General features: G+C 62.7%; 11 protein-coding genes. 10 read left to right on the forward strand and 1 reads right to left on the reverse strand.

The window, feature by feature from the left end:
• Positions 1–27: 27 nt before the first annotated feature.
• The gene (locus Clow_RS02010) at positions 28–1,011 is read right to left on the reverse strand and encodes an esterase/lipase family protein (RefSeq protein ID WP_307302853.1); all 984 of its coding nucleotides are present in this window, start codon (positions 1,009–1,011) and stop codon (positions 28–30) included.
• Positions 1,012–1,348: 337 nt separating this feature from the next.
• Between Clow_RS02010 and rplJ the strand changes: the two genes are divergently transcribed.
• From rplJ to fusA, 10 genes are all read left to right on the forward strand, one after another.
• Entirely contained in the window at positions 1,349–1,864 is a 516-nt protein-coding gene (gene rplJ, locus Clow_RS02015) for a 50S ribosomal protein L10 (protein ID WP_055175515.1), read from the forward strand.
• Between the two features lie 82 nt (positions 1,865–1,946).
• Positions 1,947–2,333 carry a 50S ribosomal protein L7/L12 gene (gene rplL, locus Clow_RS02020; protein ID WP_055175517.1) on the forward strand — a complete coding sequence of 129 codons (387 nt, stop codon included), beginning with the start codon at positions 1,947–1,949 and terminating at the stop codon, positions 2,331–2,333.
• 163 nt (positions 2,334–2,496) lie between these two features.
• Positions 2,497–3,777: an MFS transporter gene (locus tag Clow_RS02025; protein WP_055175520.1), complete on the forward strand. Its 1,281-nt coding sequence runs from the start codon at positions 2,497–2,499 to the stop codon at positions 3,775–3,777.
• 43 nt (positions 3,778–3,820) lie between these two features.
• The gene (gene pgfA, locus Clow_RS02030; RefSeq protein WP_055175523.1) at positions 3,821–4,789 is read left to right on the forward strand and encodes a cell envelope lipid trafficking protein PgfA; all 969 of its coding nucleotides are present in this window, start codon (positions 3,821–3,823) and stop codon (positions 4,787–4,789) included.
• Positions 4,790–4,983: 194 nt separating this feature from the next.
• The gene (gene rpoB / locus Clow_RS02035; RefSeq protein ID WP_055175527.1) at positions 4,984–8,478 is read left to right on the forward strand and encodes a DNA-directed RNA polymerase subunit beta; all 3,495 of its coding nucleotides are present in this window, start codon (positions 4,984–4,986) and stop codon (positions 8,476–8,478) included.
• 70 nt (positions 8,479–8,548) lie between these two features.
• Positions 8,549–12,550 carry a DNA-directed RNA polymerase subunit beta' gene (locus Clow_RS02040; protein WP_055175530.1) on the forward strand — a complete coding sequence of 1,334 codons (4,002 nt, stop codon included), beginning with the start codon at positions 8,549–8,551 and terminating at the stop codon, positions 12,548–12,550.
• A gap of 446 nt (positions 12,551–12,996) precedes the next feature.
• A complete protein-coding gene (gene rpsL, locus Clow_RS02045; RefSeq protein WP_055175534.1) occupies positions 12,997–13,368 on the forward strand; it encodes a 30S ribosomal protein S12 in 372 nt (123 codons plus the stop codon).
• Positions 13,369–13,371: 3 nt separating this feature from the next.
• The gene (rpsG, locus tag Clow_RS02050; protein ID WP_055122280.1) at positions 13,372–13,839 is read left to right on the forward strand and encodes a 30S ribosomal protein S7; all 468 of its coding nucleotides are present in this window, start codon (positions 13,372–13,374) and stop codon (positions 13,837–13,839) included.
• A 28-nt stretch (positions 13,840–13,867) separates the two neighbouring features.
• Complete coding sequence (locus Clow_RS12125) at positions 13,868–13,996, forward strand: hypothetical protein (protein WP_281175627.1); 129 nt, start codon at positions 13,868–13,870, stop codon at positions 13,994–13,996.
• Between the two features lie 156 nt (positions 13,997–14,152).
• Positions 14,153–16,279, forward strand: coding sequence for an elongation factor G (gene fusA / locus Clow_RS02055; RefSeq protein ID WP_055176281.1), 2,127 nt, complete (start codon positions 14,153–14,155; stop codon positions 16,277–16,279).
• Positions 16,280–16,453 lie beyond the last annotated feature (174 nt).

Here is a 16,453-nt window from a genome sequence, read left to right on the forward strand (position 1 = left end):
CGCTTTCAAGCGAGGGCTTTAATGTATCTATACCTGAGCTTGGCGACGCCGCTTCCACTGCGGCAGGGAGCCATATCCGGGGAGCACGGTGCCGCGCACCTGGGGGTTAGTGGTGCGGTATTCCCCGGTGATGTCTAATTCCTCCAAGATGAAGTCAATAACGCGAGGGGAGTACAGAATAGCGAGGTGATCGCTGAAATCCCGCACCGCACCTTCTTGGACCAGCACATTGCGCACGGTGGCTCCTGGGCCTGCCTCAAGGAATTGGTTTTGCCAGGGCGTGACAATTTCATCAAAGCGAGTGCACAGCGTGGTGTAACTGACTCCCGGCAGCGTATCTCCGCCGCGGTTGATGTGGGTCATGGCCTCCGAGCCCACGAGCTGATCCAAGGCGGCGTCGCCAAGCAATTTTTTAATGAGCGGGCGGATACCCGCCCAGCGCTTTTCAATGGCGAGGCCGAGGGAGCCGATACCGCAGAGAGTGGTGCCGTGATGGCTGGGGGTAATGGCGATGACCTTGCGCACGCGATTGCGGCTGGGGTCCTCGGGATTGGTGCCGCCGGAATCAGAAAGATACAGGCGGGCCTGGCTCATACCCTGGGAATGGACGAGGAGGTCTACCTGGGAGGCGCCGGTTCGTTCTAGAACGTGGTCGATGAAGGCGGCGACTTCCGGCTGAGCCTCAAGGATGCCTTTGGTGCCGTAGATGGAGCGGGGGCGGCCGGTCACGGGGGCGGTATCGCGGCCATAGTTAAAGGCGAATACGCGGTGGCCTGCGTCCGCAAGTTCTGGGGCGATGCGGCACCAGGTGTTGTAGGAGTTCAGCCACGTTCCGTGAATGAGCACCACGGGAATCTTGCCGTCCAGGGGAGTATCCCAGTCATTGATCCCCTGGGGCATCCACTCGGGGTGAACGAGGGAGCGCAGGAATGCTGCGAGGAAGTTCTTAGAGGCATGGACGTTTTCCGTGGAGGAAACGTGAAGCGGAGAGGCCATTGCGTTCATGGTCATGGGGAACACCATACAAGGAACAAAAGTATCTCGTTAGTGTTTGGGTAGAACATAGCCAATTTTTTGTTTTCGCGCGGTTGTGGGGTATGGTGATTCCCGAAGTTTGAATGGTCGCGTTCGCGCGCCTAGCTCAAGTTTCACCAGAGACCGTCGGTTATCCGCTTGAGCGGATCGAAGGTTCCCGGTTTACCGGGGCAACCCACGCAGGAGACACTTTCGAGCCACCGCCTCATTCCTCAATGGGGCAGGCCCCTGTGCTTCCTGCACGGGGGCTTTTTCTTGCGAGAAGGTCTCCGGGCGGAAAACACGACATATAACGAGGAAGGAGGCGAAGTACATGGCTAATCCCAAGAACGAGGCGGATCTGAAGGAACTGAAGAACCGTTTTGCCGAGGCGGATAGCGTGGTGCTCACTGAGTACCGCGGCCTGACCGTGGCGCAGACCACCGAGCTGCGCACGGCCCTGGGTACCGATGTCCAGTACTCCGTCGCCAAGAACACCCTTCTCAAGCTGGCCGCCAAGGACAGCGGTATCGAGGGGCTCGACGATTACCTGACCGGCCCCACCGCCATCGCCTTCATCAAGGGCGAGGCTGTGGACGCCGCCAAGGCGATGAAGAAGTTTGCCGAGGATAACAAGGCCTTCATCGTTAAGGGTGGCTACATGGACGGCGCTGCTCTCACCGCAGAGCAGGTTCAGGCTATCGCTGAGCTCGATAACCGCGAGACCACGCTGGCAAAGCTGGCTGGCGCCATGAAGGGCAACTTGGCCAAGGCCGCAGGCCTGTTCAATGCCCCCGCTTCTCAGGTTGCGCGCCTCGCGGCTGCGCTTCAAGAGAAGAAGGAAGCCTAATAAAACCGCGCGTTTTCGCGCACCCCATACACACCACCGCGCAGGCCGCTGAGGCCGCGCACATAAAAGAAAGGATGCCATTATGGCTAAGCTTTCCAAGGACGAGCTGATCGAGGCCTTCAAGGAGATGACCCTGATCGAGCTTTCCGAGTTCGTCAAGGAGTTCGAAGAGGTCTTCGAGGTTACCGCTGCTGCTCCGGTGGCCGTGGCTGCCGCTGGTGCCCCCGCTGAGGGCGGCGCTGCCGCTGAGGAGAAGGACGAGTTCGACGTCGTGCTGGAGGACGCCGGCGCTAAGAAGATCGGCGTGATTAAGGCCGTGCGCGAGATCGTTTCCGGCCTGGGCCTGAAGGAGGCCAAGGAGCTGGTGGAGTCCGCTCCCAAGGCTATCCTTGAGGGTGCTAACAAGGACGACGCCGAGGCTGCCAAGGCTAAGCTGGAGGACGCTGGCGCCAAGGTTTCCCTCAAGTAATCTCCTCGATTACTTCACAACCCGGCTTTCACCCGTGCGGTGGGGCCGGGTTTTTCGTGCCTGAATATTGACCTTTAATTGTGATTTAAGTATCATTCCTTGAAATTATGGTGCAGGCCTCACTGTGGGGCGCTCGTTGGTTCGGCACGGTACGCGAGGTGTGATGTCTAAGAAGAACCTCAATCCCTTCCGTCGCGGCGATTATCGCTGGTGGTTCCTCGCGGAAACCGCCCTGGAATGTTCCGCCAGCCTCGGCCTGGCTATCACGCTGATTCTCGTGCAGGTCACGGGTTCGGTCTCTGCGGCGGGGCTCATCGGCGGCATATCCAGCGCCGTGGCTCTATTAGCTACCTTCCTCGGCGGAGCGCTGGGCGACGCCCTGCCCAGGCGGCGTTTGCTGCTTACCACCGGCTCCTTTTCCCTGGCGTGCAACCTGCTCCTGACGATTCTCTTGGTGATGGGAATAGCGGGGGTAACAGGGGGAGCGGCGCCGTGGTCGGTTATCGTCGTGGCGCTGCTCTGCGTTGTGGTGGAGGCGTCGGCTGCCTTCCGCGATCCGGTGCTGGACGCCTCGCTAAAACAGATCATCACCCCGGAGGAGTTTCCCCGCGCCATGAGTGCGGCACAGGCGCGCTCCTCCACGCTCTCTATGGCCGGTGCCCCGGCGGCGGGCTGGCTCTTTGCAGTGGCGTCGTTCGTGCCCTTTGCGGTGCGCAGTGTTTGCGATGTGGTGTCCCTGGTGCTGGTGCGGGCCATTAGGGCGGATATTGGGCCGCGGTTGCACGAGGGCGAGGAACCGCGGCAAAGCCGCAGAAAAATCGCCGGGCTCACAGGGTTGTGGCGCGCCATCACCTCCTTCTCTGAGGGTTGGCACCACCTGCGTTCCCGCCCGGAGCTCTTTCGCCTTCTGCTCTGTGCCCCGCTGGTGAACCTCACGGTTTTTGGCACGATGAGCTGGGTGGTCTACCGCCTCACCACGGACGGCCACGGTTCCGCCGTGGTGGGTTTCGCCTCGGCGGGCTTTGCCATCGGCGGGGTGGTGGGCGCGGCGCTAACCCCGGTGCTCACGGATCGTTTTCCGGCCGGGTGGCTGGTGATCGTGGGGCTGGGCTTTTCGATGTTGGTGCTGTGCGCGATGTACGCGGTGCCGCGCGAGCCGTGGGTGTTGATGGTTCTGGCGGGTTTCTCCATGCTCTTATCCCCGGCGTTGAACGGGGCGCTCTTTGGTTATGTCTTTGAGGTGACGGGGGAGGCGCTGCAAAGTCGCGTGATGGCTACCTTTGCCCTCCTGGGTGGGCTCTCCACGGCGCTCGCTCCGGTGCTGGCTAGTCAGGCGGTGATGCGCGGGGCTGATGCCGCGTTGGGGATTGGCGTGGGGGCCTTGGGTATCGCCGGTGTGGTGTGGCTCGCTTCTAGCTCCCAAGTGCGGGGTATCGGACACTGAGCGGGGGAGTATCGCGCCGCGGTGAGCAGGTAACATCGCGGTCATGCTTCCTACCTCTCGTGTTGTGTCCGTGCTCCTCATGGGGTTGGGGGCTGCCCTACTGATCGCTGGGCTTTTGGCGCCGCGATTAATCTCCACGGATGGGCGGTTGCCGCTGGATATGGGGGAGCTCACGTGGACGCTGCGCGATGATGAGGCGCGTTCGATGGTGCTGGCCGATCCGCAGCGCCCTGTGGTGAATACCCCGGTGACCAAGCAGCGGCACGTGACCTTGGAGGAGCCCTCCAGCGAGGAGAGCGTGACGGTGCGGGTGGGCACCACGGAACTGCGCGAAAGCCAGCAGCAGGAGGCGGATCGGTTGATCTCCGCCCAGGTGTGGAGCTACGCGATGGATCGGAGCACCGGGCAGGCGCTGGGGCCTGCCACGCTGAGTCAGCAGCTCGCCAGCCCCACGGCGGAGATCGAGGGTGTAGGGGCGTGGTGGAAGTTTCCCGCCCAGGTAGAGCAGCGCGCCTACGAGGTCTTTGATGAGACGCTGCGCGCGGGTGCCCCTGCGGAGTTTCAGGAGGCCCAGGAGCGCGATGGCCGCGAGGTTTATCATTTCCGCCAGGTGATCGAGCCCACGAATATGGCGCAGCGCTATCAGGGAATCTTCCACACCACGGAGTTCGAGGGGGCCGAGGGGGAGGCTGCGCGTGGCTTCCTTTTCCATTCGGCCACGCGGGATTATTATGTGGATCGGGAATCCGGCCTCGTGGTGGATTTGCATGAAAAGATTGATGATTATTACGGCACCGCCGATGGTGCCAAGCGGGAGCAGGTCTTGGCTTTCGACGCCTCCCTGGCCTCCGAGCAGTCCGAGGCCCTGCTGGATGCCGCGCACAAGGCGACGTCGCGGGGCTCCGTGGGAGCCTGGTCCTGGGCAGGTATCCTGATCGGCACGGTGCTGCTCGTGGTGGGATTGTTGGGTGCGCTGCGGCCGAGTTCGGGCCGAAACCTTGCGCGTAGATAAAAAGTGGTATAGGCTACTTCGTTGCGCTGGAATCCGTCTCTGGAACGCTGAGGAACCTTCGTCGATTGGCAGAAAAAGCCAATTTGACAAGGTGATTTTGTGCTATCTGGGGGCGGGTATCCACAGCAGTGACAATGCTAAAACTACCAGCGGATATGCCGATTGTTGGCCCATGCAATCGGCGTCCGCGTGAGGTGCTGGAAGGACCCATCTTGGCAGTCTCCCGCCAGACCAAGTCAGTGGCCGATACCCCCGGAGCTCCGAAGCGTTACTCCTTTGCTAAATATTCGGAGCCTATTGAGATCCCGGGTCTCCTTGACGTGCAGCGTGATTCCTTTGATTGGCTCGTCGGCACGCCCGAGTGGCGCGCCCGCCAGCAGGAGGAGCGCGGCCCCGAGGCGCGCATCACCAGTGGTCTTGAGGATATTCTCGACGAACTCTCTCCGATTCAGGATTACTCCGGCAACATGTCGTTGTCGCTTTCGGAGCCCCGCTTCGAGGATGTGAAGAACTCCATTGAGGAGTCCAAAGACAAGGATATTAATTACTCCGCCCCGCTGTACGTGACGGCTGAGTTCATCAATAACGATACCCAGGAGATTAAGTCCCAGACCGTGTTCATCGGTGATTTCCCGATGATGACGGATAAGGGCACGTTCATCGTGAACGGCACCGAGCGCGTGGTGGTCTCGCAGCTCGTGCGTTCTCCCGGCGTGTACTTCGATCAGACCATCGACAAGTCCACGGAGCGTCCGCTGCATGCCGTGAAAGTGATTCCTTCGCGCGGTGCGTGGCTTGAGTTCGACGTCGATAAGCGCGATACCGTCGGTGTGCGCATCGACCGCAAGCGTCGGCAGCCTGTGACTGTTCTGCTCAAGGCCCTTGGTTGGACGGCCGAGCAGATTCGGGAGCGCTTTGGCTTCTCCGAGATTATGATGTCCACCCTGGAAAATGACGGTGTGGAGAATACTGACCAGGCTCTGCTGGAGATTTACCGCAAGCAGCGCCCCGGTGAGCAGCCCACCCGCGAGCTGGCGCAGTCCTTGCTGGATAACGCCTTCTTCCGCGCCAAGCGTTACGACCTCGCCAAGGTGGGCCGCTACAAGGTCAACCGCAAGCTGGGTCTGGGCGGCGATCACGACGGCCTGATGACGCTCACGGAAGAGGACATCGCCACCACCCTGGAATACCTCGTGCGCCTGCACGCCGGTGAGCGCACTATGACCTCGCCCGCGGGCCAGGTGATCGCGGTGGAGACCGATGACATCGACCACTTTGGTAACCGCCGCCTGCGCACCGTGGGTGAGCTGATCCAGAACCAGGTGCGCGTGGGTCTTTCCCGCATGGAGCGCGTGGTGCGCGAGCGCATGACCACACAGGACGCGGAGTCCATTACTCCTACCTCCCTGATTAACGTGCGCCCGGTTTCGGCCGCGATCCGCGAGTTCTTTGGTACCTCGCAGCTCTCGCAGTTCATGGACCAGAACAACTCCCTGTCTGGCCTGACCCACAAGCGCCGTCTCTCCGCGCTGGGCCCCGGCGGCCTCTCGCGTGAGCGCGCCGGTATCGAGGTGCGCGACGTGCACCCCTCGCACTACGGCCGCATGTGCCCCATCGAGACCCCCGAGGGCCCGAACATTGGCCTGATCGGCTCGCTGGCCACCTATGCCCGCGTGAACCCCTTTGGCTTCATCGAGACGCCGTACCGCAAGGTCGTCGATGGCAAGGTCACCGACGTGGTGGAGTACCTTACCGCCGATGAGGAGGATCGCTTTGCCGTAGCCGAGGCCTCCACCGAGGTGGACGCCGAGGGCAACATCACGCAGGGCCGCATCGAGGTGCGCGTGAAGGACGGCGATATTCAGGTGACCAACGCGCAGGGCGTGGATTACCTGGACGTTTCCCCGCGCCAGATGGTTTCCGTGGGTACCGCCATGATTCCCTTCCTGGAGCACGACGACGCCAACCGTGCCCTCATGGGTGCGAACATGCAGAAGCAGGCCGTGCCGCTGCTGCGCTCCGAGGCTCCCCTGGTGGGCACCGGCATGGAGTACCGCGCCGCCTACGACGCCGGCGATCTGGTGATCGCCCCGCGCGCGGGCGTGGTGGAGAACGTTTCGGCTGACTTCATCACCGTCATGGACGATGAGGGCCAGCGCGATACCTTCATGCTGCGCAAGTTCGAGCGCACCAACCAGGGCACCTGCTACAACCAGAACCCCCTGGTGAACATCGGTGACCGAGTGGAGGCGGGCCAGGTGCTTGCCGACGGCCCCGGCACCCACAACGGCGAGATGGCCCTGGGCCGCAACCTGCTCGTGGCCTTTATGCCCTGGGAGGGCCACAACTACGAGGACGCCATCATCCTCAATCAGCGCGTGGTGGAGGAGGACATTCTCACCTCCATTCACATCGAGGAGCACGAGATCGACGCCCGCGATACCAAGCTGGGCGCCGAGGAGATCACCCGCGAGATCCCGAACGTCTCCGAGGACGTGTTGCGCGACCTCGACGAGCGCGGCATCGTGCGCATCGGCGCCGACGTGCGCGCGGGCGACATCCTGGTGGGTAAGGTCACCCCGAAGGGCGAGACGGAGCTGACCCCCGAGGAGCGCCTGCTGCGCGCCATCTTCGGTGAGAAGGCCCGCGAGGTGCGCGATACCTCCCTGAAGGTGCCCCACGGCGAGACCGGCAAGGTCATCGGCGTGCGCCGCTTCTCCCGCGAGGACGACGATGACCTCGCTGCCGGCGTGAACGAGATGATCCGCGTGTACGTGGCGCAGAAGCGCAAGATTCAGGACGGCGATAAGCTCGCCGGCCGCCACGGCAACAAGGGCGTGGTGGGCAAGATTCTCCCGCCGGAGGATATGCCCTTCATGGCCGATGGCACCCCCGTGGACATCATCTTGAACACCCACGGCGTGCCGCGCCGTATGAACATCGGTCAGGTGCTGGAAACCCACCTCGGCTGGCTCGCCGCCGCGGGCTGGAAGGTGGACCCCGCCGACGAGAAGAACGCCGACCTGCTCAAGACCCTCCCCGAGGAGCTGTACGACGTCCCGGCGGGCTCGCTTACCGCGACCCCGGTGTTCGACGGCGCCACCAACGGCGAGGTGGCTGGCCTGCTGGCTAACTCCCGCCCGAACCGCGACGGCGACGTCATGGTGGATGGCAACGGCAAGACCATGCTTCTCGACGGCCGCTCCGGCGAGCCCTTCCCGTACCCGGTCTCCGTGGGCTACATGTACATGCTCAAGCTGCACCACCTGGTAGACGAGAAGATTCACGCCCGTTCCACCGGCCCGTACTCCATGATTACCCAGCAGCCGCTGGGTGGTAAGGCGCAGTTCGGTGGCCAGCGCTTTGGCGAGATGGAGGTGTGGGCCATGCAGGCATACGGCGCAGCCTACACCCTTCAGGAGCTGCTCACCATTAAGTCCGATGACGTGATGGGCCGCGTGAAGGTGTACGAGGCCATCGTGAAGGGCGAGAACATCCCCGATCCGGGTATCCCCGAATCCTTCAAGGTGTTGCTCAAGGAATTGCAGTCCCTGTGCTTGAACGTGGAGGTGCTCTCTGCCGATGGCACCCCGATGGAGCTCTCCGGCTCCGATGACGACATGGAAGCGACGACCTCGCTGGGAATCAACCTCTCCCGCGACGAGCGCTCCGATGCCGACATCGCCTAAAGCAAACTAGACCCCTTAGTTCTATCCGCCATTTCAATCCCTCCCACCAGGGGAGGGGAAAGGGAGTTACGTGTTCGACGTAAACCTCTTCGACGAGCTTCGCATTGGCCTGGCCACTGCTGACGACATCCGTCGTTGGTCCAAGGGCGAGGTCAAGAAGCCGGAGACCATCAATTACCGCACCCTCAAGCCGGAGAAGGACGGCCTGTTCTGCGAGCGTATCTTTGGCCCCACGCGCGACTGGGAGTGCGCCTGCGGCAAGTACAAGCGCGTGCGCTACAAGGGCATCATCTGTGAGCGCTGTGGCGTGGAGGTCACCAAGTCCAAGGTGCGCCGCGAGCGCATGGGCCACATCGAGCTCGCCGCACCCGTGACCCACATCTGGTACTTCAAGGGCGTTCCCTCCCGCCTGGGTTACCTGCTGGACCTCGCTCCGAAGGACCTGGAGCGCATCATCTACTTCGCCGCGAACATCATCACCTCGGTGGACGAGGAGGCGCGCCACGCCGATCAGTCCACCCTTGAGGCGGAGATGCTGCTGGAGAAGAAGGACGTTGAGGCCGATGCCGAGTCCGAGATTGCCGATCGCGCCCAGAAGCTAGAAGAGGATCTGGCCGAGCTGGAGGCCGCCGGTGCCAAGGCCGACGCCCGCCGCAAGGTACAGAATGCTGCCAACAAGGAGATGCAGCACATCCGCGAGCGCGCCGAGCGCGAGGTGGAGCGCCTTGAGGAGATCTGGCAGACCTTCATCAAGCTTGCTCCCAAGCAGATGATTATTGATGAGACCATCTATGCCGAGCTCGTGGATCGCTACGAGGATTACTTCACCGGCGGCATGGGTGCCGAGGCTATTCAGACCTTGATCCGCAACTTCGACCTCGACGCCGAGGCCGAGGAACTGCGCGAGATCATCAATAACGGCAAGGGCCAGAAGAAGGTGCGCGCCCTCAAGCGCCTCAAGGTGGTGGCCGCCTTCCAGCGTTCCGGCAACGATCCCGCCGGCATGGTGCTCGACGCCATCCCGGTGATCCCGCCGGAGCTGCGCCCGATGGTGCAGCTCGACGGTGGACGCTTTGCCACCTCGGATCTCAACGATCTGTACCGCCGCGTGATTAACCGCAACAACCGCCTCAAGCGCATGATTGATCTGGGTGCCCCCGAGATCATCGTGAACAATGAGAAGCGCATGTTGCAGGAGTCCGTGGACGCGCTCTTCGATAACGGCCGCCGCGGTCGCCCCGTGACCGGCCCGGGCAACCGTCCGTTGAAGTCCCTGTCTGACCTGCTCAAGGGCAAGCAGGGACGCTTCCGCCAAAACCTGCTGGGTAAGCGCGTGGACTACTCTGGTCGTTCCGTGATTATCGTGGGTCCGCAGCTCAAGCTGCACGAGTGCGGCCTGCCCAAGCTCATGGCTCTGGAGCTCTTCAAGCCCTTCGTGATGAAGCGCCTGGTGGAGCACGATTACGCGCAGAACATCAAGAGCGCCAAGCGCATGGTGGAGCGCCAGCGCCCCGAGGTGTGGGACGTGCTGGAAGAGGCCATCTCCGAGCACCCGGTGATGCTCAACCGCGCCCCCACCCTGCACCGCCTGGGTATCCAGGCCTTCGAGCCCAAGCTGGTGGAGGGTAAGGCTATTCAGCTGCACCCGCTGGCCTGTGAGGCCTTCAACGCCGACTTCGACGGCGACCAGATGGCCGTGCACCTGCCCCTTTCGGCAGAGGCCCAGGCCGAGGCCCGCGTGCTCATGCTCGCCTCCAACAACATCCTCTCCCCGGCCTCCGGTAAGCCGTTGGCGATGCCGCGTCTGGATATGGTGACGGGCCTGTACTTCATCACGATGGATAAGGGCCCCGAGGAGATCGGCGGCCAGGGCCGCTACACCCCCGCCACGGAGGACAAGCCCGCCCAGGGCGAGTACACCTCTATGGCGGAGGCGATCATGGCCCGCGACCGCGGCGTGCTGGGGCTCCAGGCCCCGATCAAGGTGCGTATCAGCCACCTGCGTCCGCCGGAGGCCATCGAGGTGGAGCAGTTCCCCGAGGGCTGGCAGCGTGGCCAGGAATGGGCGGCCGATACCACCCTGGGCCGTATCCTCTTCAACGAGTTGCTGCCCTGGGATTACCCCTACCTTGAGGGCGTGATGGTGCGTAAGGGCGGCGGCTCCGGCAAGATTCTGCTGGGCGACGTCATTAATGACCTCGCCGCCAAGTACCCCATGATTACCGTGGCGCAGACGATGGACAAGATGAAGGACGCGGGCTTCTACTGGGCCACGCGCTCCGGCGTGACCATCTCTATGTCCGACGTGTTGGTGCTCCCGAACAAGACGGAGATCTTGGAGCGCTACGAGGCCGAGGCCCGCCAGATTGAGCGCAAGTACTGGCAGCAGGGTGCCCTGACCGAGCGCGAGCGCTACGACCGCCTGGTGGAGCTGTGGCAGGCCGCCACCAACCAGGTGGGCGAGGCCGTGGAGGACTTGTACCCGGACGATAACCCGATTCCGATGATCGTGAAGTCCGGTGCCGCCGGTAACATGCGCCAGATCTGGACACTCGCCGGCATGAAGGGCATGGTGGTGAACTCCAAGGGTGATTACATCACCCGCCCGATCAAGACCTCCTTCCGCGAGGGTCTTTCGGTGTTGGAGTACTTCAACAACTCCCACGGTTCCCGTAAGGGCCTGGCCGATACCGCTCTGCGTACCGCCGACTCCGGCTACCTCACCCGCCGTCTGGTGGACGTGGCCCAGGACGTCATCGTGCGCGAAGAGGACTGCGGCACCCGCCAGGGTGTGCGCGTGCCCGTGGCTGTGGCGATCGACGAGGAGAAGAGCGGCTTCCGCGCCCACGAGTTCGTGGAGACCTCCGTGGCGGGCCGCGTGCTCGCCGCCGACGCCAAGAACGCCGAGGGCGAGGTGGTGCTGGAAGCCGGTGCCGACCTCACCGAGGCCACCGTGGCGGGCTTGGTCTCCGCTGGCGTGGAAACCGTGAAGGTTCGTTCCGTGATGACCTGCCAGACGCCCACCGGCGTGTGCGCCAAGTGCTACGGCAAGTCGATGGCCTCCGGTCACCTGGTGGACATCGGTGAGGCCGTGGGCATCGTGGCCGCCCAGTCCATTGGTGAGCCCGGTACCCAGCTGACCATGCGTACCTTCCACCAAGGTGGTGTGGGTGGTGACATCACCGGCGGTCTGCCCCGCGTGCAGGAGCTCTTCGAGGCCCGCGTGCCCAAGAACCGCGCCCCGATCGCCTCGGTGGCGGGCCGGATTCACCTGGAGGACGAGGGTAACTTCTACACCCTGACCATCACCCCGGACGATGGTTCGGACAACGTGGTCTACGAGAAGCTCTCCAAGCGCCAGGGCCTGGCCCAGGTGCGTCGCCCGATGGAGTCCAACCCGAACGCCATGATCGAGCGCGCTCTGCGCGAGGGCGATCACGTGGAGGTGGGCGAGCGCCTGCTGCGCGGCCCCGCCGACCCGCACGATGTGCTCGAAGTTCTGGGCCGTCGCGGCGTCGAAAAGCACCTTATCGACGAGGTGCAGGCCGTGTACCGCACGCAAGGTGTGGCGATCCACGATAAGCACATCGAGATCATCATTCGCCAGATGTTGCGCCGCGGTACCGTGATCGACTCCGGTTCCACCGAGTTCCTGCCCGGTACCCTGGTGGACCTCTCCGAGGCCAAGGCGGCCAACGCCGAGGCCATCGCGGCCGGCGGCAACCCCGCCGAGCTGCGCAGCGAGATCATGGGTATCACCAAGGCCTCGCTGGCCACGGAGTCCTGGCTCTCGGCGGCCTCCTTCCAGGAGACCACCCGCGTGCTTACCGACGCCGCGATCAACAAGCGGTCCGATAAGCTGATCGGTCTCAAGGAGAACGTGATTATCGGTAAGCTCATCCCGGCCGGTACGGGTATCCCGCGCTACCGCAACATCTCGGTGACCCCCACCGAGGAGGCGCGCAACGCGGCCTACGCCATCCCCACCTACGGGGAGGCCATCTACGGCGACGATGGCTTTGGTGAGTTCACCGGCGCCTCGGTGCCGCTGGACGAGGCCTTTGAACTCTAAGGTTCTTAGGCTCTAGGGAAAGAACTCCCGCCCTCCTGTGATGGAGGGCGGGAGTTTTCTTATTGGACATATGTGCGTTGGATGTCACATAAGAGAGACGAGAGCAGAGTCTAAATGGACATATGGGGCTGATATGTCCATTTAGATAAGCAAACTGAGAGGCAGTGCTGTTCCCACTAAGCTCAACCCCCGCGCCGTCGATAAGCCAGTGAAGGCGCCGAAGCCCACACCGAGTTTGGTATTGAGCAGAAGAACGGGGTATCATTCTCTTGATTCTCGGCTGCCCCGTGCAGCCTGAGAAATTGCCCATCGGTCGGATCGGTTCCTGCTGGTCTGTGCTGATGGTGGTGATGATGCGGTAGGGCCCCGGAGAAGAGCCCCCATTTTTGCATGTTTCACCACAGTTGATACAGGTCAGTTGTAGAAAATCAACCAAGGGAAGGTCAATGCCCACTATTCAGCAGTTGGTCCGCAAGGGCCGTCATGATAAGACCACCAAGGTGGCTACCGCTGCGCTGAAGGGTTCCCCCCAGCGCCGTGGCGTGTGCACCCGCGTGTACACCACCACCCCGAAGAAGCCGAACTCCGCTCTGCGTAAGGTTGCCCGTGTGCGCCTGACCTCCGGTATCGAGGTTTCTGCCTACATTCCGGGCGAGGGCCACAACCTTCAGGAGCACTCGATGGTGCTCGTGCGCGGTGGTCGTGTGAAGGACCTCCCGGGTGTGCGCTACAAGATCATTCGCGGCGCTCTGGATACCCAGGGTGTGAAGGATCGTAAGCAGGCTCGTTCCCGTTACGGCGCGAAGAAGGAGAAGTAAACGATGCGTAAGTCTCGTGCGCCGAAGCGCGAAATCATCAAGGACCCGGTTTACGATTCCGAGCTGGTGACCCAGCTGGTGAACAAGGTTCTCCTCGACGGCAAGAAGTCCACCGCCCAGCGCATCGTGTACGGCGCGCTGGAGAAGTGCCGCGATAAGACCGGCACCGATCCCGTGGGCACCCTGGAGAAGGCCTTGGGCAACATCCGCCCCGACCTGGAGGTTCGCTCCCGCCGCGTGGGTGGCGCCACCTACCAGGTGCCGGTGGAGGTTAAGCCGGGCCGCTCCAACACCCTGGCCCTGCGTTGGTTGGTGACCTTCACCCGTCAGCGCCGCGAGCACACCATGATGGATCGTCTGGCTAATGAGATCCTGGACGCCTCCAACGGCTTGGGTGCTTCCGTGAAGCGCCGTGAGGATACTCACAAGATGGCCGAGGCCAACCGCGCCTTCGCCCACTACCGCTGGTAGTCGCACCACAAAGATGAGGACGGCCCCTTTGATAGCACCCCCTTCCGCCCCCACGGCCTTGCTCGCGCAGCAGCGCGGGGCCTCGTGGGCGCGTGGAGGGCGTGCGAGGGGCCGTTTTTCCTGCCTGCTTATCGACGCCGCCGCGCGTACCGCATAGGCTTGAGCGCAGGGGAGCACCTCCCGCCATGCCTGCGGCGGCAAAGAATGGCACAATTGAACGAGAATTATCCACCTGGCATGTCTGCCTGCTTTGAGCCTTACTACGGGGCCGCGGCGGGATGGACTGCCACAACAACCAAGTTGGGGTATGACTGTGGCACAAGAAGTGCTTAAGGATCTGAAGAAGGTCCGCAACATCGGCATCATGGCGCACATTGATGCTGGTAAGACCACCACCACTGAGCGCATTCTTTTCTACACCGGTATTAACCGCAAGGTGGGCGAGACGCACGACGGCGCCTCCACCACCGACTGGATGGAGCAGGAGAAGGAGCGCGGTATCACCATTACCTCCGCTGCTGTGACCTGTTTCTGGGATAACCACCAGGTGAACATCATTGATACGCCGGGCCACGTGGACTTCACCGTTGAGGTGGAGCGCTCGCTGCGTGTGCTCGATGGCGCCGTTGCCGTGTTCGACGGCAAGGAGGGCGTGGAGCCGCAGTCCGAGCAGGTGTGGCGCCAGGCCACCAAGTACGATGTGCCGCGCATCTGCTTCGTGAACAAGATGGACAAGCTCGGTGCGGACTTCTACTACACCGTGGGCACCATCGTTGATCGCCTGGGCGCTAAGCCCTTGGTACTTCAGCTCCCCATCGGCGCCGAGGATGACTTCGACGGCGTGGTGGACCTCATCAACATGCGCGCCATCGTCTGGCCCGGCAAGGTTGAGGTGGGTGCTGAGCCCGAGTACCAGGAGATTCCCGCCGACCTTCAGGAGAAGGCCGAGGAGTACCGCGAGAAGCTGCTCGAATCCGTGGCGGAGTCCGATGAGGCCCTCATGGAAAAGTACTTCGGTGGCGAGGAACTGACCATCGAGGAGATCAAGGGCGCCATCCGCAAGATGACCGTGAACTCCGAGATTTACCCCGTGCTCTGCGGTACCGCTTACCGCAACAAGGGCGTGCAGCCGCTTCTCGACGCCATCGTGGACTACCTGCCCACGCCCCTGGACGTCGGAGAGGTGCACGGTCACAAGGTGGGCGATGAGTCCGTGGAGCTTACCCGTAAGCCCTCCGATGACTCCCCGCTGTCTGCTCTGGCCTTCAAGATCGCCGCTCACCCCTTCTTCGGCAAGCTCACCTTCGTGCGTGTGTACTCCGGCACGATGGAGCCCGGCGAGCAGGTGCTCAACTCCACCAAGGAGAAGAAGGAGCGCATCGGCAAGCTCTTCCAGATGCACGCCAACAAGGAGAACCCGGTGGAGTTCGCTCACGCCGGTAACATCTACGCCGTGATCGGCCTGAAGGACACCACCACGGGTGACACCCTGTGCTCCCAGACCGACCCGATCATTCTTGAGTCCATGGACTTCCCGGACCCGGTTATCAAGGTCTCCATCGAGCCCAAGACCAAGTCTGACCAGGAGAAGCTGGGTGTGGCCATCCAGAAGCTCTCCGAAGAGGACCCGACCTTCACAGTGGAGCTGGATGCCGAGTCCGGCCAGACCATCATCGGCGGCATGGGCGAGCTGCACCTTGACGTGTTCGTGGACCGCATGCGCCGCGAGTTCAAGGTGGAGGCCAACGTGGGTGCCCCGCAGGTGGCTTACCGCGAGACGATCCGCAAGGCCGTGGAGAAGCTGGAGTTCACCCACAAGAAGCAGACGGGTGGTTCCGGTCAGTTCGCTAAGGTCATCATGGCCTTCGAGCCCTACGCTCCCGCCGAGGAGGAGCTGGAAGAGGGCGAGTCCGCGATCTACAAGTTCGAGAACGCCGTGACCGGTGGCCGCGTGCCCAAGGAGTACATCCCCTCCGTGGACGCCGGTGTGCAGGACGCCATGCAGTACGGTTACCTGGCTGGCTTCCCGCTGGTGAACATCAAGGCCACGCTTCTCGACGGCGCCTACCACGAGGTGGACTCCTCCGAAATGGCCTTCAAGATCGCCGGTTCCCAGGCCCTCAAGGAGGGCGTGGCTAAGGCAAAGCCGGTGCTGCTGGAGCCGCTGATGGCCGTGGAGGTGACCACGCCCGAGGAGTACATGGGCGAGGTGATCGGTGACATCAACTCCCGCCGTGGTCAGGTTTCCACGATGGAGGACCGCGCCGGTGCCAAGATCGTCAAGGCCAAGGTGCCGCTCTCCGAGATGTTCGGTTACGTGGGTGACCTGCGTTCCAAGACGCAGGGCCGCGCTAACTACTCGATGGTCTTTGATTCCTACGGTGAGGTTCCCACGAATGTCGCCCAGGAGATCATCGACGAGCGCAACGGCAACAAGTAGCCCCGCGCTCCGGCGGTGAGGTGCCCTCGGGTACCATCACTGCCACTAGTTGCTCTTCACCGGATTGTGCCCCCGGTGAAGGCCTTGGGTTCGTGAGGGCCTTCTGTGCATCTTGCCTGGACAAGGCGGGCTGGGCAGGCGGCCGTTACGGACCCGGAGGCACATCCGTTATGG

Origin of the sequence: Corynebacterium lowii, from assembly GCF_001412085.1 — a bacterium.
Classification (GTDB): Bacteria; Actinomycetota; Actinomycetes; order Mycobacteriales; family Mycobacteriaceae; genus Corynebacterium; species Corynebacterium lowii.

Bases quoted from the DNA above. Each gene is read 5' to 3' on its own strand.
- Clow_RS02025 (WP_055175520.1), top strand. From the start codon at position 2,497: ATGTCTAAGAAGAACCTCAATCCCTTCCGTCGCGGCGATTATCGCTGG.
- rpsG (WP_055122280.1), top strand. From the start codon at position 13,372: ATGCGTAAGTCTCGTGCGCCGAAGCGCGAAATCATCAAGGACCCGGTT.
- pgfA (WP_055175523.1), top strand. From the start codon at position 3,821: ATGCTTCCTACCTCTCGTGTTGTGTCCGTGCTCCTCATGGGGTTGGGG.
- rplJ (WP_055175515.1), top strand. From the start codon at position 1,349: ATGGCTAATCCCAAGAACGAGGCGGATCTGAAGGAACTGAAGAACCGT.
- rplL (WP_055175517.1), top strand. From the start codon at position 1,947: ATGGCTAAGCTTTCCAAGGACGAGCTGATCGAGGCCTTCAAGGAGATG.
- Clow_RS02010 (WP_307302853.1), bottom strand. From the start codon at position 1,011: ATGACCATGAACGCAATGGCCTCTCCGCTTCACGTTTCCTCCACGGAA.
- rpsL (WP_055175534.1), top strand. From the start codon at position 12,997: ATGCCCACTATTCAGCAGTTGGTCCGCAAGGGCCGTCATGATAAGACC.